Source organism: Burkholderia lata (assembly GCF_000012945.1).
Taxonomy (GTDB): Bacteria; Pseudomonadota; Gammaproteobacteria; order Burkholderiales; family Burkholderiaceae; genus Burkholderia; species Burkholderia lata.
Window position 1 is genome coordinate 399125 of record NC_007511.1, and the last position, 15499, is coordinate 414623.

General features: G+C 68.3%; 13 protein-coding genes. 6 read left to right on the forward strand and 7 right to left on the reverse strand.

Annotated features, from left to right (window positions below; genetic code table 11):
* Positions 1 to 32: 32 nt before the first annotated feature.
* Positions 33 to 944: a LysR family transcriptional regulator gene (locus BCEP18194_RS24620; protein ID WP_041493453.1), complete on the forward strand. Its 912-nt coding sequence runs from the start codon at positions 33 to 35 to the stop codon at positions 942 to 944.
* Between the two features lie 130 nt (positions 945 to 1074).
* On the opposite strand, the gene BCEP18194_RS24625 is transcribed toward BCEP18194_RS24620, so the two are convergent.
* On the reverse strand, positions 1075 to 1539 hold the full coding sequence (locus BCEP18194_RS24625) for an Lrp/AsnC family transcriptional regulator (protein WP_011353982.1): 465 nt from the start codon (positions 1537 to 1539) through the stop codon (positions 1075 to 1077).
* A gap of 134 nt (positions 1540 to 1673) precedes the next feature.
* Between BCEP18194_RS24625 and BCEP18194_RS24630 the strand changes: the two genes are divergently transcribed.
* The 3 genes from BCEP18194_RS24630 (at position 1674) to BCEP18194_RS24640 (ending at position 5917) form a co-directional block, all read left to right on the forward strand.
* The gene (locus BCEP18194_RS24630) at positions 1674 to 2300 is read left to right on the forward strand and encodes a LysE family translocator (protein WP_011353983.1); all 627 of its coding nucleotides are present in this window, start codon (positions 1674 to 1676) and stop codon (positions 2298 to 2300) included.
* A 248-nt stretch (positions 2301 to 2548) separates the two neighbouring features.
* Positions 2549 to 4165 carry a S53 family peptidase gene (locus BCEP18194_RS24635; RefSeq protein ID WP_011353984.1) on the forward strand — a complete coding sequence of 539 codons (1617 nt, stop codon included), beginning with the start codon at positions 2549 to 2551 and terminating at the stop codon, positions 4163 to 4165.
* A gap of 75 nt (positions 4166 to 4240) precedes the next feature.
* Positions 4241 to 5917 carry a S10 family peptidase gene (locus BCEP18194_RS24640; protein WP_011353985.1) on the forward strand — a complete coding sequence of 559 codons (1677 nt, stop codon included), beginning with the start codon at positions 4241 to 4243 and terminating at the stop codon, positions 5915 to 5917.
* A 74-nt stretch (positions 5918 to 5991) separates the two neighbouring features.
* Here BCEP18194_RS24640 and nadE read toward each other — a convergent pair whose 3' ends face one another.
* From nadE to BCEP18194_RS24660, 3 genes are all read right to left on the reverse strand, one after another.
* A complete protein-coding gene (gene nadE / locus BCEP18194_RS24645; protein ID WP_011353986.1) occupies positions 5992 to 6840 on the reverse strand; it encodes an ammonia-dependent NAD(+) synthetase in 849 nt (282 codons plus the stop codon).
* 241 nt (positions 6841 to 7081) lie between these two features.
* The gene (locus BCEP18194_RS24655; protein WP_041493170.1) at positions 7082 to 7951 is read right to left on the reverse strand and encodes a DMT family transporter; all 870 of its coding nucleotides are present in this window, start codon (positions 7949 to 7951) and stop codon (positions 7082 to 7084) included.
* A 192-nt stretch (positions 7952 to 8143) separates the two neighbouring features.
* Positions 8144 to 8329, reverse strand: a complete 186-nt coding sequence (locus BCEP18194_RS24660; RefSeq protein ID WP_006480515.1) for a hypothetical protein — start codon at positions 8327 to 8329, stop codon at positions 8144 to 8146.
* Positions 8330 to 8537: 208 nt separating this feature from the next.
* Between BCEP18194_RS24660 and BCEP18194_RS24665 the strand changes: the two genes are divergently transcribed.
* Together BCEP18194_RS24665 and BCEP18194_RS24670 are read left to right on the forward strand one after the other, a co-directional pair.
* Complete coding sequence (locus BCEP18194_RS24665) at positions 8538 to 9296, forward strand: DeoR/GlpR family DNA-binding transcription regulator (RefSeq protein ID WP_011353988.1); 759 nt, start codon at positions 8538 to 8540, stop codon at positions 9294 to 9296.
* 105 nt (positions 9297 to 9401) lie between these two features.
* Complete coding sequence (locus BCEP18194_RS24670) at positions 9402 to 11195, forward strand: phospholipase D-like domain-containing protein (protein WP_011353989.1); 1794 nt, start codon at positions 9402 to 9404, stop codon at positions 11193 to 11195.
* A 75-nt stretch (positions 11196 to 11270) separates the two neighbouring features.
* On the opposite strand, the gene BCEP18194_RS24675 is transcribed toward BCEP18194_RS24670, so the two are convergent.
* The 3 genes from BCEP18194_RS24675 to BCEP18194_RS24685 form a co-directional block, all read right to left on the reverse strand.
* Entirely contained in the window at positions 11271 to 11945 is a 675-nt protein-coding gene (locus tag BCEP18194_RS24675; protein ID WP_011353990.1) for a TetR family transcriptional regulator, read from the reverse strand.
* Between the two features lie 116 nt (positions 11946 to 12061).
* Positions 12062 to 13330, reverse strand: a complete 1269-nt coding sequence (locus tag BCEP18194_RS24680) for an NAD(P)/FAD-dependent oxidoreductase (RefSeq protein WP_011353991.1) — start codon at positions 13328 to 13330, stop codon at positions 12062 to 12064.
* 145 nt (positions 13331 to 13475) lie between these two features.
* Positions 13476 to 15056, reverse strand: a complete 1581-nt coding sequence (locus BCEP18194_RS24685; RefSeq protein ID WP_011353992.1) for an amino acid permease — start codon at positions 15054 to 15056, stop codon at positions 13476 to 13478.
* Positions 15057 to 15499 lie beyond the last annotated feature (443 nt).

Consider the following 15499-nt stretch of genomic DNA (forward strand, 5'->3'; position numbering starts at 1 on the left):
CGATTTTCATCGATGTATGGAAGGGGATGAACGTGCTGGGGAATCTGTCGACCCTCGATCTGCGGCTGATCCGCGTGTTTCTCGCGGTCACGGACGCGGGCGGCGTATCGGCCGCGCAGGCCGTGCTGAACGTCGGGCAGTCGACGATCAGCGCGCAGCTGTCGTCGCTCGAGACGCGGCTCGGCTACCGGCTCTGCGAGCGCGGCCGCAGCGGTTTCCGGCTCACGCCGAAGGGCGAGCGCTTTCACGCGATGAGCCGCAAGCTGCTGGCCGCGCTCGACGAATTCGGGATGGCGGCGCGGCACATGGACCGCCAGCTGGTCGGCACGCTGCACATCGGCCTGATCGGCCATACGCCGGTGAGCCAGAACGCGCGGATCGCCGAGGCGATCGCCGCGTTCCGCACCCGCGACGAGGCCGTGCGTTTCTCGATCTCCGTGCGTGCGCCGGGCGATCTCGAGGAGAAGCTGCTGAGCGACGAGATCCAGATCGCGGTCGGCTATTTCTGGCACCGGGTGCCGACGCTGCACTACACACCGCTGTTCATCGAGCGCCAGGTCGCCTACTGCGGCCGCGGCCATCCGCTGTTCGACGGCGCCGGTGCGCTGACGCCGGCCGACGTCGCGGGCTTCGAATGGGCGTGGCGCTCGTATCCGCTACCCGAAGCGCAGATGTCGACGACGCCCGACCGCGTGACCGCGACCGCCGACAACATGGAGGCCGTCGCGCTGCTGATCCTGTCCGGCCACCACCTCGGCTATCTGCCGCAGCACTTCGCGGCGCCGTACGTCGCGCAGGGGCTGCTCACGCCGCTCAATCCGGAGCAATTGCGCTACGACGTGACGTTCCACATGGTCGTCGCGCGCAATGGGCGCGGCAATCCGCTCGTGGAAGCGTTTCTCGAGGATCTCGAACGCGCGCACCAGCCGCCCGACATCGCTTAAGCCGCCGGGCTCAACAATGTGAACGAATGTTGCGCCGGCGCGGCCCGCCCGACGCTGTCCACATCGATCGGCGTCGAAGTGATGGATCGGACGCCGGGTTCGGCTTGCGTGCGCCGTCCGCCCGCTCGCATCACGGCACCGGCAACCCCGCGTCGTGCTTGACCTCGCGCAGCGACAGCGCGGATTCGATCGACGTCACGCCCGGCAGCATCCGCAGCGATTCGCGCAGGAACGTGCCGTAGTCGTCGAGGTCGCGCGCGACCACCTGCAACAGATAGTCGGCCGTGCCCGCCACGTTGTGGCACGCCAGGATCCGCTCGATGCCGAGCACCTCCCGCTCGAAGCGGTCGGCGGTCTTGCGGTCGTGTGTCGCGAACCGCACGAGCACGAATGCGACGACACCGAACCCCAGCGCCTGGCGCGACAACTGCGCGCGGTAGCGCTCGATGTAGCCGTCGTTTTCGAGACGCTTCAGGCGCCGCGCGCACGGGGTCTCGGAGAGGCCCACGGTGTCGGCGAGACGGGCGATCGGCAGGCGGCCGTCTCGCTGCACCGCGGCAAGGATGGCGCGGTCGGTTTTGTCGAGTTCGGTCATGTTGGCGGATTCCTGGTGCGGATTAGGTGATTGTGGCGGATTCCCCTAAGGATCGCCAATCCTGAACCAAATATGGCCAATAATCCCTCGCACCCTGGCGGCAACATATCGTCGTAAGAGGACAGGGGCAGACCATGATTTCCACGCATTTGCTGTTGATTTATCTCGCCGCGCTGGCGGCCATCTATGCGGTGCCGGGGCCGGACATGGCGCTGGTGCTGCAGACCAGCATCGGCCGCGGCGTGCGGCCGGGGATGGCGGCCGCCGCCGGCCTGTCGCTCGCGCGCACCGCGCACGTGACGCTGTCCGCCTGCGGCGTCGCGGCGCTGATCCGCAGCGCGCCGTGGCTGTATGAAGTGATCCGCTACGGCGGCGCGCTCTATCTCGCCTATGTCGCGATCCAGGTGTTCCGTTCGCCCGTGTTCGCGCTCGGCGATGGCGACGCGGCAGCGACGGCGGGCGAGCTGCGCCAGTCGTTCGTGAAGGGCCTGCTCACCAACCTGCTGAACCCGAAGGCGCTGCTGTTCTGCTCGGTGCTGCTGCCGCAGTTTGTGCGCCCCGAGGCCGGGCCGGTCGTGCTGCAGATGTTCGAGCTGGGCGCGCTGCTGGTGGCGGCCGGCGTGTGCTTCGACCTCGCGTGCGTGTTCGGTGCGTCGCGGATCGCCGCGTGGATGCGCGCGCATCCGCTCGCACAGACGATGCAGCGCTGGACGTTTTCCGCGGCGCTGATCGGCTTCGCGCTGCGCCTGTCGATGGACTGAGTGCCGACGCGGCGTCGCGCCGGCGCAAGTCGCGCGGCGCGTCGCCGCACCGGATGACGGCCGCGCGCAACGCCGGCCCGCGTGTGCGCCCCGTCGCAGAAGGGCGTGCGCGCAAATCGTCTGACTGTTCTAAACTCCCTGTTACTTCGCGCTGCGCGAACCCGACCGACCGAACGGAACCGTCTCCCGCCGGCCCTGTCCGATTTCCTGGCTGTTCCGTGCAACGCGGTACCAAGGAGGGTCTGAACATGGCAAGGCATCTTCACGCCGACCGTGAACCCCGAATCGTCGCCGAGTCCAAGTGCCTCGGCCCGTGCGATCCGGCAGAACGCATCCACGTCACGATCATGTTGCGGCGGCAGGAAGAAGGGCAACTCGATACGCTGCTTCACCAGCTCGCCACCGGCGACGCGCAAGCGAAACCGGTGTCGCGTGCCACCTTCGCGCAACGCTTTTCCGCCAATCCCGACGATATTCGCAAGGCCGAGGACTTCGCGCGTCGTCACCAGCTGACGATCGATCGCGTCGATCCCGTTGAAAGCGTCGTCGTGCTGTCCGGCACGATCCAGCAGTTCGAAGCGGCGTTCGGCGTCAAGCTCGAGCGCTTCGAGCATCAGTCGATCGGCCAGTATCGCGGCCGCTCCGGCCCGATCGCGCTGCCCGACGATCTCGGCGACGCCGTCACGGCCGTGCTCGGCCTCGACAGCCGTCCGCAGGCGCGGCCGCATTTCCGGCTGCGTCCGCCGTTCAAGCCCGCGCGCGGCGGCGCGGCGGGCGTCACGTTCACCCCGATCCAGCTGGCATCGCTGTACGGCTTCCCGGCCGGCGACGGCGCAGGGCAGTGCATCGCGATCATCGAACTCGGCGGCGGCTACCGCGCGGCCGACATCCAGCAGTATTTCCGCGGGCTCGGCATCACGACGCCGCCGACGCTCGTCGACGTGAACGTCGGCACCGGCCGCAACACGCCGACCGGCGACCCGAGCGGCCCGGACGGCGAAGTCGCGCTCGACATCGAGATCGCCGGCGCGATTGCACCAGCCGCGAAGATCGCCGTGTACTTCGCGGCGAACAGCGACGCGGGCTTCATCCAGGCCGTCAACGCGGCCGTCAGCGATACGACCAACAAGCCGTCGGTGATCTCGATCAGCTGGGGCGGCCCGGAAGCGATCTGGCAGACGCAGTCCGCGCAGGCGTTCAACCGCGTGTTGCAGGCGGCGGCCGCGCAGGGCATCACGGTGTGCGCGGCATCCGGCGACAGCGGCTCGGGCGACGGGCTGCAGGACGGCGCCGATCATGTCGATTTCCCCGCGTCGAGCCCGTACGTGCTCGGTTGCGGCGGCACGCAGCTCGACGCGCTGCCCGGGCAGGGCATCCGCAGCGAAGTCACGTGGAACGACGAGGCGGCCGGCGGCGGCGCGGGCGGGGGCGGCGTCAGCACGCTGTTCGACCTGCCGGCGTGGCAGCAGGGGCTCACCGTCGCGCGCGCCGACGGCAGCAGCGCACCGCTCGCGAAGCGCGGCGTGCCGGACGTTGCCGGCGACGCGTCGCCGCAGACGGGCTACGAAGTGTCGATCGCGGGCACGGCCACGGTGATGGGCGGCACGAGCGCGGTCGCACCGCTGTGGGCCGCGCTGATCGCGCGGATCAATGCGGCGGCGAGTGCGGCGGCGGGCGCAGCGGGCGGTGCGACCGCCGGCTGGGTCAACCCGGTGCTCTACAAGAATCCGGGCGCGCTGCGCGACATCACGCAGGGCTCGAACGGCACGTATGCGGCCGCGCAGGGCTGGGATGCGTGCACGGGCCTCGGCAGCCCGAACGGCGCGCAGCTCGCCGCGATCCTGACGCGCAAGCCGTCGAGCTGACGGCCGCGGTACACGTCTTTCCGTGTGGCGCGGGCGTCCTGTCCGCGCCTTTTTCTCACCTCCAGGAGCAGCACGATGGGCATCGATTCCGCATCCTCCGGCGGCGTGTATCCGCTGCATCACGGCGACCACAATTCGCATGGCGTGCCGCCGACCGTCAGTCCGGTCGCGCTCAGCCACGGCCGCGACCAGCCGTTCTTCGATCCGGTCGCGTACGGCAATGGCCCCGACGATTCGGTGACCGACACGACCGAGGCGGCCGCGATCACGCATCACACGATCCTGATCGACGGGAAGCGCATCGCCTACACGGCGACGGCCGGCCACCTCGTGACGGTCGATCCGAGCAGTTCGCAGCCGGCCGCGAAGCTCTTCTACGTCGCGTTCACGGCCGACGGCGCGAAGGAAGAAACGCGACCCGTGACGTTCTTCTACAACGGCGGGCCGGGCTCGTCGTCGGTGTTCGTGCTGCTGGGCTCGTTCGCGCCGAAGCGCATCAAGACGTCGATGCCGGGCTTCACGCCGCCCGCGCCGTACCAGATGGAAGACAACCCGGACAGCATGATCGACCACAGCGACCTGGTGTTCATCAACCCGGTCGGCACCGGTTACTCGGCAGCCGTCGCGCCGAACAAGAATCGCAACTTCTGGGGCGTCGACCAGGATGCCGATTCGCTGAAGCAGTTCATCAAGCGCTACCTGACGAAGAACAACCGCTGGAATTCGCCGAAGTACCTGTTCGGCGAATCGTACGGCACGGCACGCAGCTGCGTGCTCGCGTACAAGCTGCACGAGGACGGTGTCGACCTGAACGGCGTCACGCTGCAATCGTCGATCCTCGACTACCGGCAGGCCGGCAACCCGGTCGGCGCGCTGCCGACCGCGGCGGCCGATGCGTGGTATCACAAGAAGCTCGGTGTCACGCCGGCGCCGACCGATCTCGGCGCGTTCGTCGAGGAAGTCGCGCAGTTCTCGCGCACCGACTACCTGAACGCATTGCGCACGGTCCCGCATGCGGACCCGGCCGCCGTGCAGAAGCTGTCGCAATACACGGGCATCGATACGGCGACGCTGCAATCGTGGAGTCTGAACATCGCCGGCTACGACACGCGCGGCAATTCGCTGTTCCTGACGACGCTGCTGCATGCGCAGGGGCTCGCGCTCGGCTCGTACGACGGCCGCGTGACCGGGATCTCGTCGGGCATCGCCGGCAAGATCGACCCGAACTCGGGCGGCAACGATCCGACGATGACGGCCGTGACGGGTGTCTATACGGCGATGTGGAACAGTTACCTGAACGAACAGCTGAAGTTCACGTCGAATTCCGCGTTCACCGACCTGAACGACCAGGCGTTCCAGAACTGGGATTTCAGCCACATCGACCCGACCGGCGCGCAGCAGGGCATCGATGCGCAGGGGAACGTGATCCTCTACACGGCCGGCGATCTCGCCGCGGTGATGGCGCTGAATGTCGACCTGAAGGTGCTGTCGGCGAACGGCTTCTACGATTTCGTCACGCCGTTCTACCAGACCGTGATCGACCTGCAGCAGATGCCGCTCGAGGATCAGAAGGTGCGGCAGAACCTGTCCGCGCGTTTCTACCCGTCGGGGCACATGGTGTATCTCGATGGCGGCTCACGCACCGCGCTCAAGCGCGATCTCGCGGCGATGTACGACGCGACGGTCAGCGATACGGGTGCGCGAATGCGGATTCGTGCGCTGCAGGCGACGAAGACGGGCGGGCACGCGTAGCATACCTGTCGGCAGTACGCCGCGCGCAGCCGTTGCGGTGCGCGCGGCGTGTTCTTTCAGACTGGGCGGCCGGCTTATGCAGTCGGCCAGTCGAACATCGTGTACGGCAGCGCGCGCTTGTGGCGCGACGCGTCGTAGAAGCGCAGCACCGTTTCGTACACGTTGTCGGCAACGGGTTTGCCTTCGAGGAAATCGTCGATCTCGTCGTAGCTCACGCCGTACGCGTGCTCGTCGGGGCGCAGCGGGCGCAGTTCCTCGAGGTCGGCCGTCGGCACCTTCATCACGATCAGTTCCTCGCCGCCGAGCGCACGGGCCACCGCGCGCACGCGACGCTTGTTCAGCCCCGCGAGCGGCAGGATGTCCGCGCCGCCGTCACCGAACTTCGTGAAGAAACCCATCAGCGACTCGGCCGCATGATCGGTGCCGATCACGATGCCGCGCCGTGCGCCGGCCACCGCATACTGCGCGATCATGCGCTCGCGCGCCTTGATGTTGCCGTGCACGAAGTCCTGCTGCGCCGGCGTCTCGAACGCATGGCCGGATGCGGCCAGCGCGCCGAGCATCGCGTCGGCGGCCGGCTTCACGTTGACGGTCAGTTCCTCGTCCGCGCGGACGAACGCGAGCGCGCGCTGTGCATCGGCTTCGTCGTTCTGCACGCCGTTCGGCAAGCGCATCGCAACGAAGCGCGCATCGTAGCCGTCGGCGCGCAGCTTTTCGACCGACAGTTGCGCGAGCCGGCCGGCCGTCGACGAATCGACGCCGCCGCTGATGCCGAGCACGTAGGTCCGCAGGCCGGTCGAACGAAGGTATTGCGCGAGGAACTCGACGCGGCGGGCAATCTCGGCCTCGGCGTCGAATTCCGACGCGACGTTCAGTTCGGCAATGATCGCGCGTTGGCGGCTGGCGTAATCGGCGGATGTCATGAAGGGAGTTCCGGAACGAAATCAAGGCGCCCATCATAAGCGCAATCGCGGCGCGGCGCCGCGCCGGGCGTGCGATCCGGCGATTTCGCGTTGCTTCGACGAGACGGCCGCATCGCCGTGGTGCACGGTGCGCCGGGCGGGTGCATCGATGCCGCGTAACGGGCGTTCGCGCAGCCGGTATGCGATGCGCGTGGCGGCCGGCGTGCCTGCAGCCGCACGACCGCGCACACGGGCGGGTGCGTCAGCGCCGCGCGAGCACGACGCCCACCAGCGCGAGCGCGAAGCCGGCGAGCTGGATCGCCGCGAGCGTTTCGCCGAACAGCCAGTAGCCCTGCAGCGCGGCCAGCGGCGGCGCGAGGAACAGCAATGACGTCGCGCGCGCGGCGTTGCCGCGCCGCAGCATCCACATCAGCATCGTGACCGCGCCGCCGGACAGGAACACGACGCCCCACACGAGCGACACCCACAGCGCCGGCGCGCCGATCCAGCGCGTCTCGTGCAGCAGCACGACGAAGATGGCCGCGACGATCGCCGCCCCGAAGTTCTGGATGGCAACCGCCGTGCGCAGGTCGCTCTGCGCGAGCTTGCCTTTCTGGTACAGCGAGCCGGCGGTGATCGACCCGACCGCGAGTACCGACACGCCGACGACGAGCCATGCGGGCGCGGCGCCCGGCGGCGGCGCGACGCCGCCCATGACCTTCGGCGCCAGCACGAGCGCGACGCCGGCGAGCCCGAGCGCCATCCCGAACCAGCCGCGCGCGGGCAGGCGCTCATTGAACAGCGGGACGGCAAGCACGGCGGTGGCGAGCGGCTGCAACGCGCCGAGCAGCGCCATCACGCCCGCGTTCAGCCCTTGCGCGACGGCCCAGTAGCTCGCGCCGAGATAGACGCCCTGCAGCAGCGCGCCCGCGATCAGGTGGCGCGGCCATTCGCGCCGGGCCGGCCAAGGCGCACGCGCGACGAGCGCCACCAGGCCGAACAGCGCGGCCGTGCCCGCGAAACGCGCGAGCAGGAACAGGTTGGGATCGGCGTAGGGCTTGATTGCCCGTGCAACGATGAAGCCGGTGGACCAGAGTGCGACAAAAGCGGCGGCGACGATCGAGGTCAGCATGCGTGGCGGGCCGCGAGGCGGCCGGACAGAATCGTAAAGTCGGCCAGTATCGGCGGAAGCGATGCGGGCGTCTTGTCGAATCCTGCACTCATGCTGCGTGCCGCGCATGCGGCCGTCGGTGCGGGCGGGGCGGTGCTGGGGGAAGAGGGCGCCGCCCCGGAGGCGGAGCGGGCGAGCGTGATGCTGCGGCGATCAGTCGATCGAGAACGTGTCGAGCGGCTGGTTGGCGCGCGCGTCGGTCGCGAAGCGCGCGGCGAGCTGTTCGTAGAGCCGGCGGGCCTCGTCGAGCGTCAGGTCGATCCAGTACGGATCGCCGGCCGCGTCGTTGAGACGTTCGGGCGGAAACTGGATTTCGATCACACTGCCTTTGCGATACATGGCGCGAGCCCCTTTGCTTGGTCGGTCGTTCGGCGAAGCGCAAAGTGTAGCAACCGGCGCCGCGCCGATTCGCGCGCGTCAGGCAATTCAGAATTTCGCTTTCGGGAAATGCGGCCTGCGTCGTTTCCCGCCGCAGTCAAATGCCGGTCAAACGGCCGTAATACAATGGTCGGCTTACCCATAACCAGTCGCCTCGGGCGTACACGCGATGCTGGCGGAACAACGTCATCAATTCATCCTGTCGGAACTCGGACGGTCGGGCGCATTGTCGGTCGCGGAACTCGTCCGCTCGCTCGACGTGTCGCGCGAGACCGTGCGGCGCGACCTGAACGCACTGGCCGCACGCGGCCTGCTCGTGATGACGCACGGCGGTGCACTGGCCGCGGATCGCCGCGAGCCGAGCCTGTCCGAGCGCGAAGCCGCGAACGCGGAGGCGAAGCGCACGATCGGGCGGCGCGCCGCCGAGTTCGTGCCCGACGACGCATCGGTGCTGATCGATTCGGGCAGCACGCCGCACGCGGTTGCGCTCGCGCTCGCCGACCGGCACCGGCTGTCGATCTACACGAACGACTGGCGCACCGCGTTCGTGCTCGCGCGACGCAACGGCAACCGCGTGACGCTGCTCGGCGGTGAGCTGTCCGACGACGAGGACGCGACCTTCGGGCTCGACACGATCCAGCAGCTCGCGCAGTACCACGTGGATTTCGCGTTCGTCGGCGCCGGCGGTATCACGCCCGACGGTGAGTGCACCGACTACTCGCGGCTCGCGGCCGAAGTGCGCAGCCGGATGATCGCGGCGGCCGGCACCGCGATGATCGTCGCCGACCATTCGAAATTCGGCCGCGTGACGCCGGTGCGGATCAATGGCACGGCGGCGGCCCGCTATCTCGTGACCGAACGCACGCCCGACAAGGCCGTGCGCCGCGCGCTGACCGCACGCGGGATCGAACTGCTCGTGTGCGACTGACGCGCGTCCGACATACAAGGTTCATCGAACCGTCATTCCCAGGGAAGAACCGCCGTCAACACTGACCCATTCACCTCGACCGGCCGCAAGGCCAGGGAGCAACGAATGACCGTCAGCGTGCGCAGCTATCTTTCCCCCACCCTGGTCCTGCTGGCCTTCGACTGGCCCGATGCGGCGTCGCGGTCCGATTTCCTCGGTTTCGCGATCCGGCGCACGCCGGGCTTCTGGTCGGCCGACGGCAAGACGCGCGCGCCGAACAGCTGGCTGCCGAACCGCCTGACGTTCGACGGGCCGGCCGCGCACACGCAGGGCGACGCGCCGACCGACCAGGCGCCGATCCAGAAATTCATGTGGTGGGACGCGCGCATCGATCCGCAGGATCGCGGCGCGTCGTTCCGCTATGACGTGTATCCGGTCGTCGGCACGCCGGCGAACCTGCAGGTGCTCGACGCGCAAGGCGGCGTGTGCGACGTCGTGCTGCCCGCGCATATCGAGGACGGCATCGGCACGTGGTTCAACCGCGCGGTGGTCAGCTCGCAGGCCTTCGCGAAGCAGGTGGCGGCGCTGGGCCTCGCGCCGAATGCGGCGCCGAGCGCCGCGCAGGCGCTGAAGCTGCGCACGTGGCTCGCGAACGACATGGAGCAGGTGTTCGCGGAGATGCTCGACCCGGCGTCGCGCGCGGCGTCAGCCGTCTATCACCTGACCGACACGCTGTGGGCGCTGCCCGCGTTCGAAGCGTTCGGACGCCAGCACGGCGAAGCGTCGCTCGCGATCGTGTACGACGCGCACACGACGGCGCGCAAGGGCAAGCCGCCGCTGCCGTCGCCGAACCAGCCGGCCGTCGATGCGCTGCAGGGGCTCGCTACGCTCGCGCCGCGCGACAAGACGCACATCATGCACGACAAGTTCATCGTGACCGATGCGTCGTCGAATGCGGCGCCCTCACGCGTGCTCACCGGTTCCGCGAACTTCACGACCGAGGGGCTCACGGAGCAGGCGAACGTGCTGCACGCGTTCGACTCGCCCGCGCTCGCCGCGCTGTACAACGATCGTGCGCATGCGCTGGCCGGGAATCCGTCGATCGCGGAGACGGCGAAGCTGTCGCCGGGCTGGTCGGAACCGATGACGATCGGCAGTGCGCAGGTGCGGCTCGCGTTTTCGCCGGAGCCGGCCGGGCAGCGCACCGAGATCGACACGATCGTGGCCGCGATCGCGGCGGCAAAGCATTCGGTGTCGTTCTGCCTGTTCATGCCGACCGACGCGGCGCTGCGCGACGCGTGCTTCGCGGCCGGCGATCGCGGGCTGATGATGTTCGGGCTGGTGAACAAGATCAACGTCGGCAGCGCGACGAAGGCCGATGCCGAGCAGCAGGCCGGCCAGACGCTCGATGCGGCGACGCTCGCGAACCTCGAGCTGTATCACCGCAGCCGCGACAACCACGACGTGATCGATGCCGCGTATTTCTCGCCGGCCACCGTGCCGCAGGGTTTCGAGCCGGAATTGCGGTTGTTTCCGGGGGAGCCGGCGCCGGCCTTTCCGCCCGTCGTGATCCATCACAAGTTCATCGTGATCGATGCGGAGGGCGCGAATCCGGTCGTCTATACGGGCTCGGCGAACATGAGCCGCAATTCCGAGCAGTACAACGACGAGAACCTGCTCGAGATCCGCGACCAGCGGATCGCGGCGATCTATCTCGCGGAATTCCTGCGGCTGTACGAGCACTACCGTGCGCGGGCATTGACGATCAATGCGAAGCAGCACGGCACGGACGGGGGCACGGGCGCGCATGCGCGGCTCGCGCTTGCGCCCGATTCGAGCTGGGCGAAGAAGTATTACGTGGCGGGAAGCCCGGAAGCGAAGGCGCGGATCGCACTGGCGTCGACGGCGCCGACGGATTGACCCACGCGAGAACGCCGGGAGCGGACGTCGCGCGCCCGGCGTGAGCCTGGCAGGGAAACCGGCTGAGGCCGCCGCTTAGGCGGCGACGTAGCGCAGCACGGCGTCGGCGATCGTGTCCCGATGCCGCGCGCGCAGGCGCGGTGCCGACGGATCGCGGCCGAACGCGGCGCCGAACGTGTAGCGGTTCGACACGCGGTGGAAGCAGAACGAGCTGATCAGCAGGTGCAGGTCGAACGCGTCGATGTCCTTGCGGAACGCGCCGCTCGCCGCGCCGCGCTCGACCAGTTCCTCGAGCGTCTTGATGATGCTGACGTTGCGGTTCTTGAACGACTTGAGCTGTTCGAGATACTTCGCGCCGTGGATGTTCTCGATCGACACGAGGCGGACGAAGTCGCGATGCTTGTCGTGATAGTCGAACGTGAATTCGACGAGGCGGCGCATGCCTTCGCGCGGCTCCATGTCGCCGACGTGCAGTTCCTGCTCGAGTGCCCGGATGTCGCCGTACACCTTCTCCAGCACGGCCTCATACAGGCCTTCCTTGCTTTCGAAGTAGTAGTAGAGCATCCGCTTCGTCGTGTTCGTGCGCTCGGCGATGGCATCGACGCGCGCGCCGGCGAGGCCCATCGCGGAGAATTCCTGCGTGGCGACGTCGAGGATGTTGCGCTTGGTTTGCTCGGGATCGTATTTGCGCCGCGCATCGGACGGAAGCGCGCGGGTGTCGGACGTGGCGGCCTTGCTTCCTGCTTTCATGTGACTTTATTGTGGCTTCGGCGGCTTGGAAAAGGCATTCTAGCATGCGGGAAATCCCCGCCCGGCCGACCTGACGCTCTAATCGGCAGGGCGGTTTCGGCCGCCGTGGCCGCCGCTCAGCGGCGGCAGGACGCGAGCGCGTCGCGGGCCTGGTACGCCGTGTACGTGAGCTGTGCGGCAGCGAGGCCCGCCAGCCCGAACGTGCGTGTGAGCCCGAACGCGTTGAAGCCTTCCGGCACCGGCCGGCCTTCGGCCAGCGTGGCCGCGAGCACTTCGCCGGCCACCGTGGTCGGCGCCATCCCGTGGCCGCCGAACGCGATCGCATGCCACACGCCGTCCGCGTCGCGGCCGATCTGCGGCATCTTGTGCCGCGCGTAGCTCATCAGCCCGCCCCACGCGTAGTCGACCTTCACGCCTTCCAGTTGCGGATACACGCGCAGCAGGTCGCGCCGCAGCAGGCGCGCGATCGCGTCGGGGCCGCGGTCGAGCACGGAGATCCGGCCGCCCCACAGGATGCGCGTGTCCTTCAGCGGACGGTAGTAGTCGAACGCGAAGCGCGTGTCGTAGATCGCGTACGGCGCGTCGATCGCGTCGGGCAGGCGCGCGCCGAGCGGTTCGGTCGCGATCACGTAGGTCGCGATCGGCAGCACCGCGCGCTCGATGCGCGGCGACACGCCGCGCGCGTAGCCGCCGCCGGCGAACACGACGTCCTTTGCGCGCACCGTACCCTGCGCCGTGCGCACGACGTACCCGGCGCCTTCGCGCGCAATGCCGAGCGCGGCCGAGCGTTCGTACACGCGTGCGCCGCCGCGCGAGGCGGCCGCCGCGACGCCGAGCACGTACTTCAGCGGATGGAAGTGGAACGCGTTCGGCTCGAACAGGCCGCCGTAGTAGCGCTGCGTCTTCAGCCGCTTGCGCAGCGCGTCCGTGGAAACGGGTTCCCAGTCGACGCCGAGTTCGTCCTTCATCAGCGTGCGCACGCTGTCGAGCCGGGACGGATCGTCGAACCAGTTCGCGAGCATCACGCCCTGGTCGACGATGTCGCAGTCGATGCCGTAGCGCGCGATCCGTGAGCGGATCAGGTCGACTGCATCGACGGTGAGCCGGTACAGCCGGCGGCCTTCGTCGCGGCCGAGCGTGCGCAGCAGGTCGGCGTTGTCGAGGCTGTAGCCGCCGAAGACGAAGCCACCGTTGCGGCCCGATGCGCCGAAGCCGACCCGTTCGCTGTCGAGCACGACGACGTCATGCACGCCGCGCTCGACGAGGCCGAGCGCCGTGCACAGGCCGGCGAGGCCGCCGCCGACGATGCAGACCTGCGTGTCGATCGTGCCGGTCAGTTGCGGGTAGGGCTGGCGGGTAACGGTGGCTTCGTAGAAGTTCTGCATGCGATTTCGTTGACTCGTAACGGCGGAAAAACAGACGGCGCGCGTCGATCTTGCCTGAACGTGCGCGCCGCGTCGAATGGGGCTGTCTGGGCACCGGCCGCCGCACTCGCGTGGCGGCCGGTACGAGGCGGGCCGATCCGCGCGATCAGGCGCCCGGCGTCGGGTTGGCCGGGCGGGCGACGTAGCCTGCGTAGCCGGTTTCAGCCTGCGGGGCGGGTTCGGGCGTCGCGTTGCGTTCGATCCACGGCGCGATCTCCATGTCTTCGTAGCGCACGAGGCGGCATTTGCGCACGAGCGCGTAGCCGAGCCAGATCGCGAGGAAGAACGGCAGGCCGATGTAGGTCGCGGCGACGGCGACCCAGTCGATCTTGTCGGAGAAGAACGCCTGGTAATCCTGGCCGAGCGCGACGACCGCGCACAGCGCGAACGCGAACAGCGGGCCGAACGGGAACCACTTCGACCGGTACGGCAGCTGGTCGAGCCGGTAGCCCTGCTTCAGGAAGCCCTTGCGGAAGCGGTAGTGGCTGACCGCGATGCCGAGCCACGTGATGAAGCCGGCCATTCCCGACGTGTTCAGCAGCCACAGGTACACGGTCTTGTCGCCGTACAGCGACGTGAGGAAACACAGCGCGCCGACGGCCGTCGTCGCATACAGCGCATTGCGCGGCACGCCGCCGCGCGACAGCTTCGCGAAGATCTTCGGCGCACGGCCTTCGACCGCGAGGTTGTAGAGCATCCGCGTGGACGCGTACATGCCCGAGTTGCCGGCCGACAGCACGGCCGTCAGGATCACCGCGTTCATCACGCCGGCCGCGAATGCGAGGCCCGCGTGGCGGAACACGAGCGTGAACGGGCTCACGCCGATGTCGGTCACGTCGCTCTTCAGCAGGCTCGGATCGGTATAGGGAATCAGCACGCCGATCACGAAGATCGCGAACACGTAGAACAGCAGGATGCGCCAGAAGATCTGGCTCACCGCGCGCGGGATCGTCGTGCGCGGGTTTTCCGATTCGCCGGCCGCGACACCGATCATTTCGGTGCCTTGGAACGAGAATCCCGCGATCATCGCGACGCCGAGCATCGTCGCCCAGCCGCCGGCGAACGGCGCGTCGCCGATCGTGAAGTTGCCCCAGCCCGCGCTCGGGCCGCCCTGCATGATCCCGAAGATCATCAGCAGGCCGACGCCGACGAACGCGAGCACCGTCAGCACCTTGATCAGCGCGAACCAGTATTCGGCTTCGCCAAAACCGCGTACCGACAGCGCGTTGAGCGCGAAGATCAGCGTGAGGAACAGCGCGCTCCACCAGACGCCGGGCACATGCGGGAACCAGTAGTTCATCACGAGCTGCCCGGCGACGAGCTCCACAGCCAATGTCACGGCCCAGCTGTACCAGTAGTTCCAGCCGAGCGCGAAGCCGAAGCCTTCGTCGACGAACTTCGCGCCGTAGGTCGCGAATGAACCCGACACCGGCATGAACGCGGCCATTTCGCCCAGGCTCGTCATCAGGAAATAGACCATCAGGCCGATCACCATGTACGCGAGCATCGCGCCGCCGGGGCCGGCCTGCGAGATCGACGCGCCGGACGCGACGAACAGGCCCGTGCCGATCGAACCGCCGATCGCGATCATTCGCAGATGGCGTGCCTGCAGTGCACGGTGAAGGGTCGGCTTCGCGGGCGGCGAGCCGGACGGACGGGGTGAATCGGGGCGGGCATCTGAATGCATGGCGGGCGCTGGGCGCTGTCTCCGGGATTGTTTTTTCGGTGACGAAGCGCGACGCGTTGCCGGCCGCGGGCCGGGCAGCGGTGATGCGATGCTGGAGCGCGCCGGATGAGCCGGGCCGCGATGCGTGTCGCCTTCGTCTGTCGTCCGGCAGCCGTGATGGCGGCCGGCGGCGCGCCGGGTGCGTTGCACCTCGACGTCGCAACGATTGTGTGTGCCCGGTGCACGGGCGGCAAACGATATTTCAGAACAGGGTGATGCGGCTTTGTCATCAACTTGTGCCCCATCACGGCATCCCGAACGGCCCGGTCACGGGCCTTGGGCATGTCCGATATCGATGAAGAAACGCACGGTTTCATCCCGCGTGGGTGTTGCGTTTTCGGAATGAAGTCGTGAGTTAATATCAATAGCGGCCCGACTTGTGGCCACCGACAATGTGTTTCATG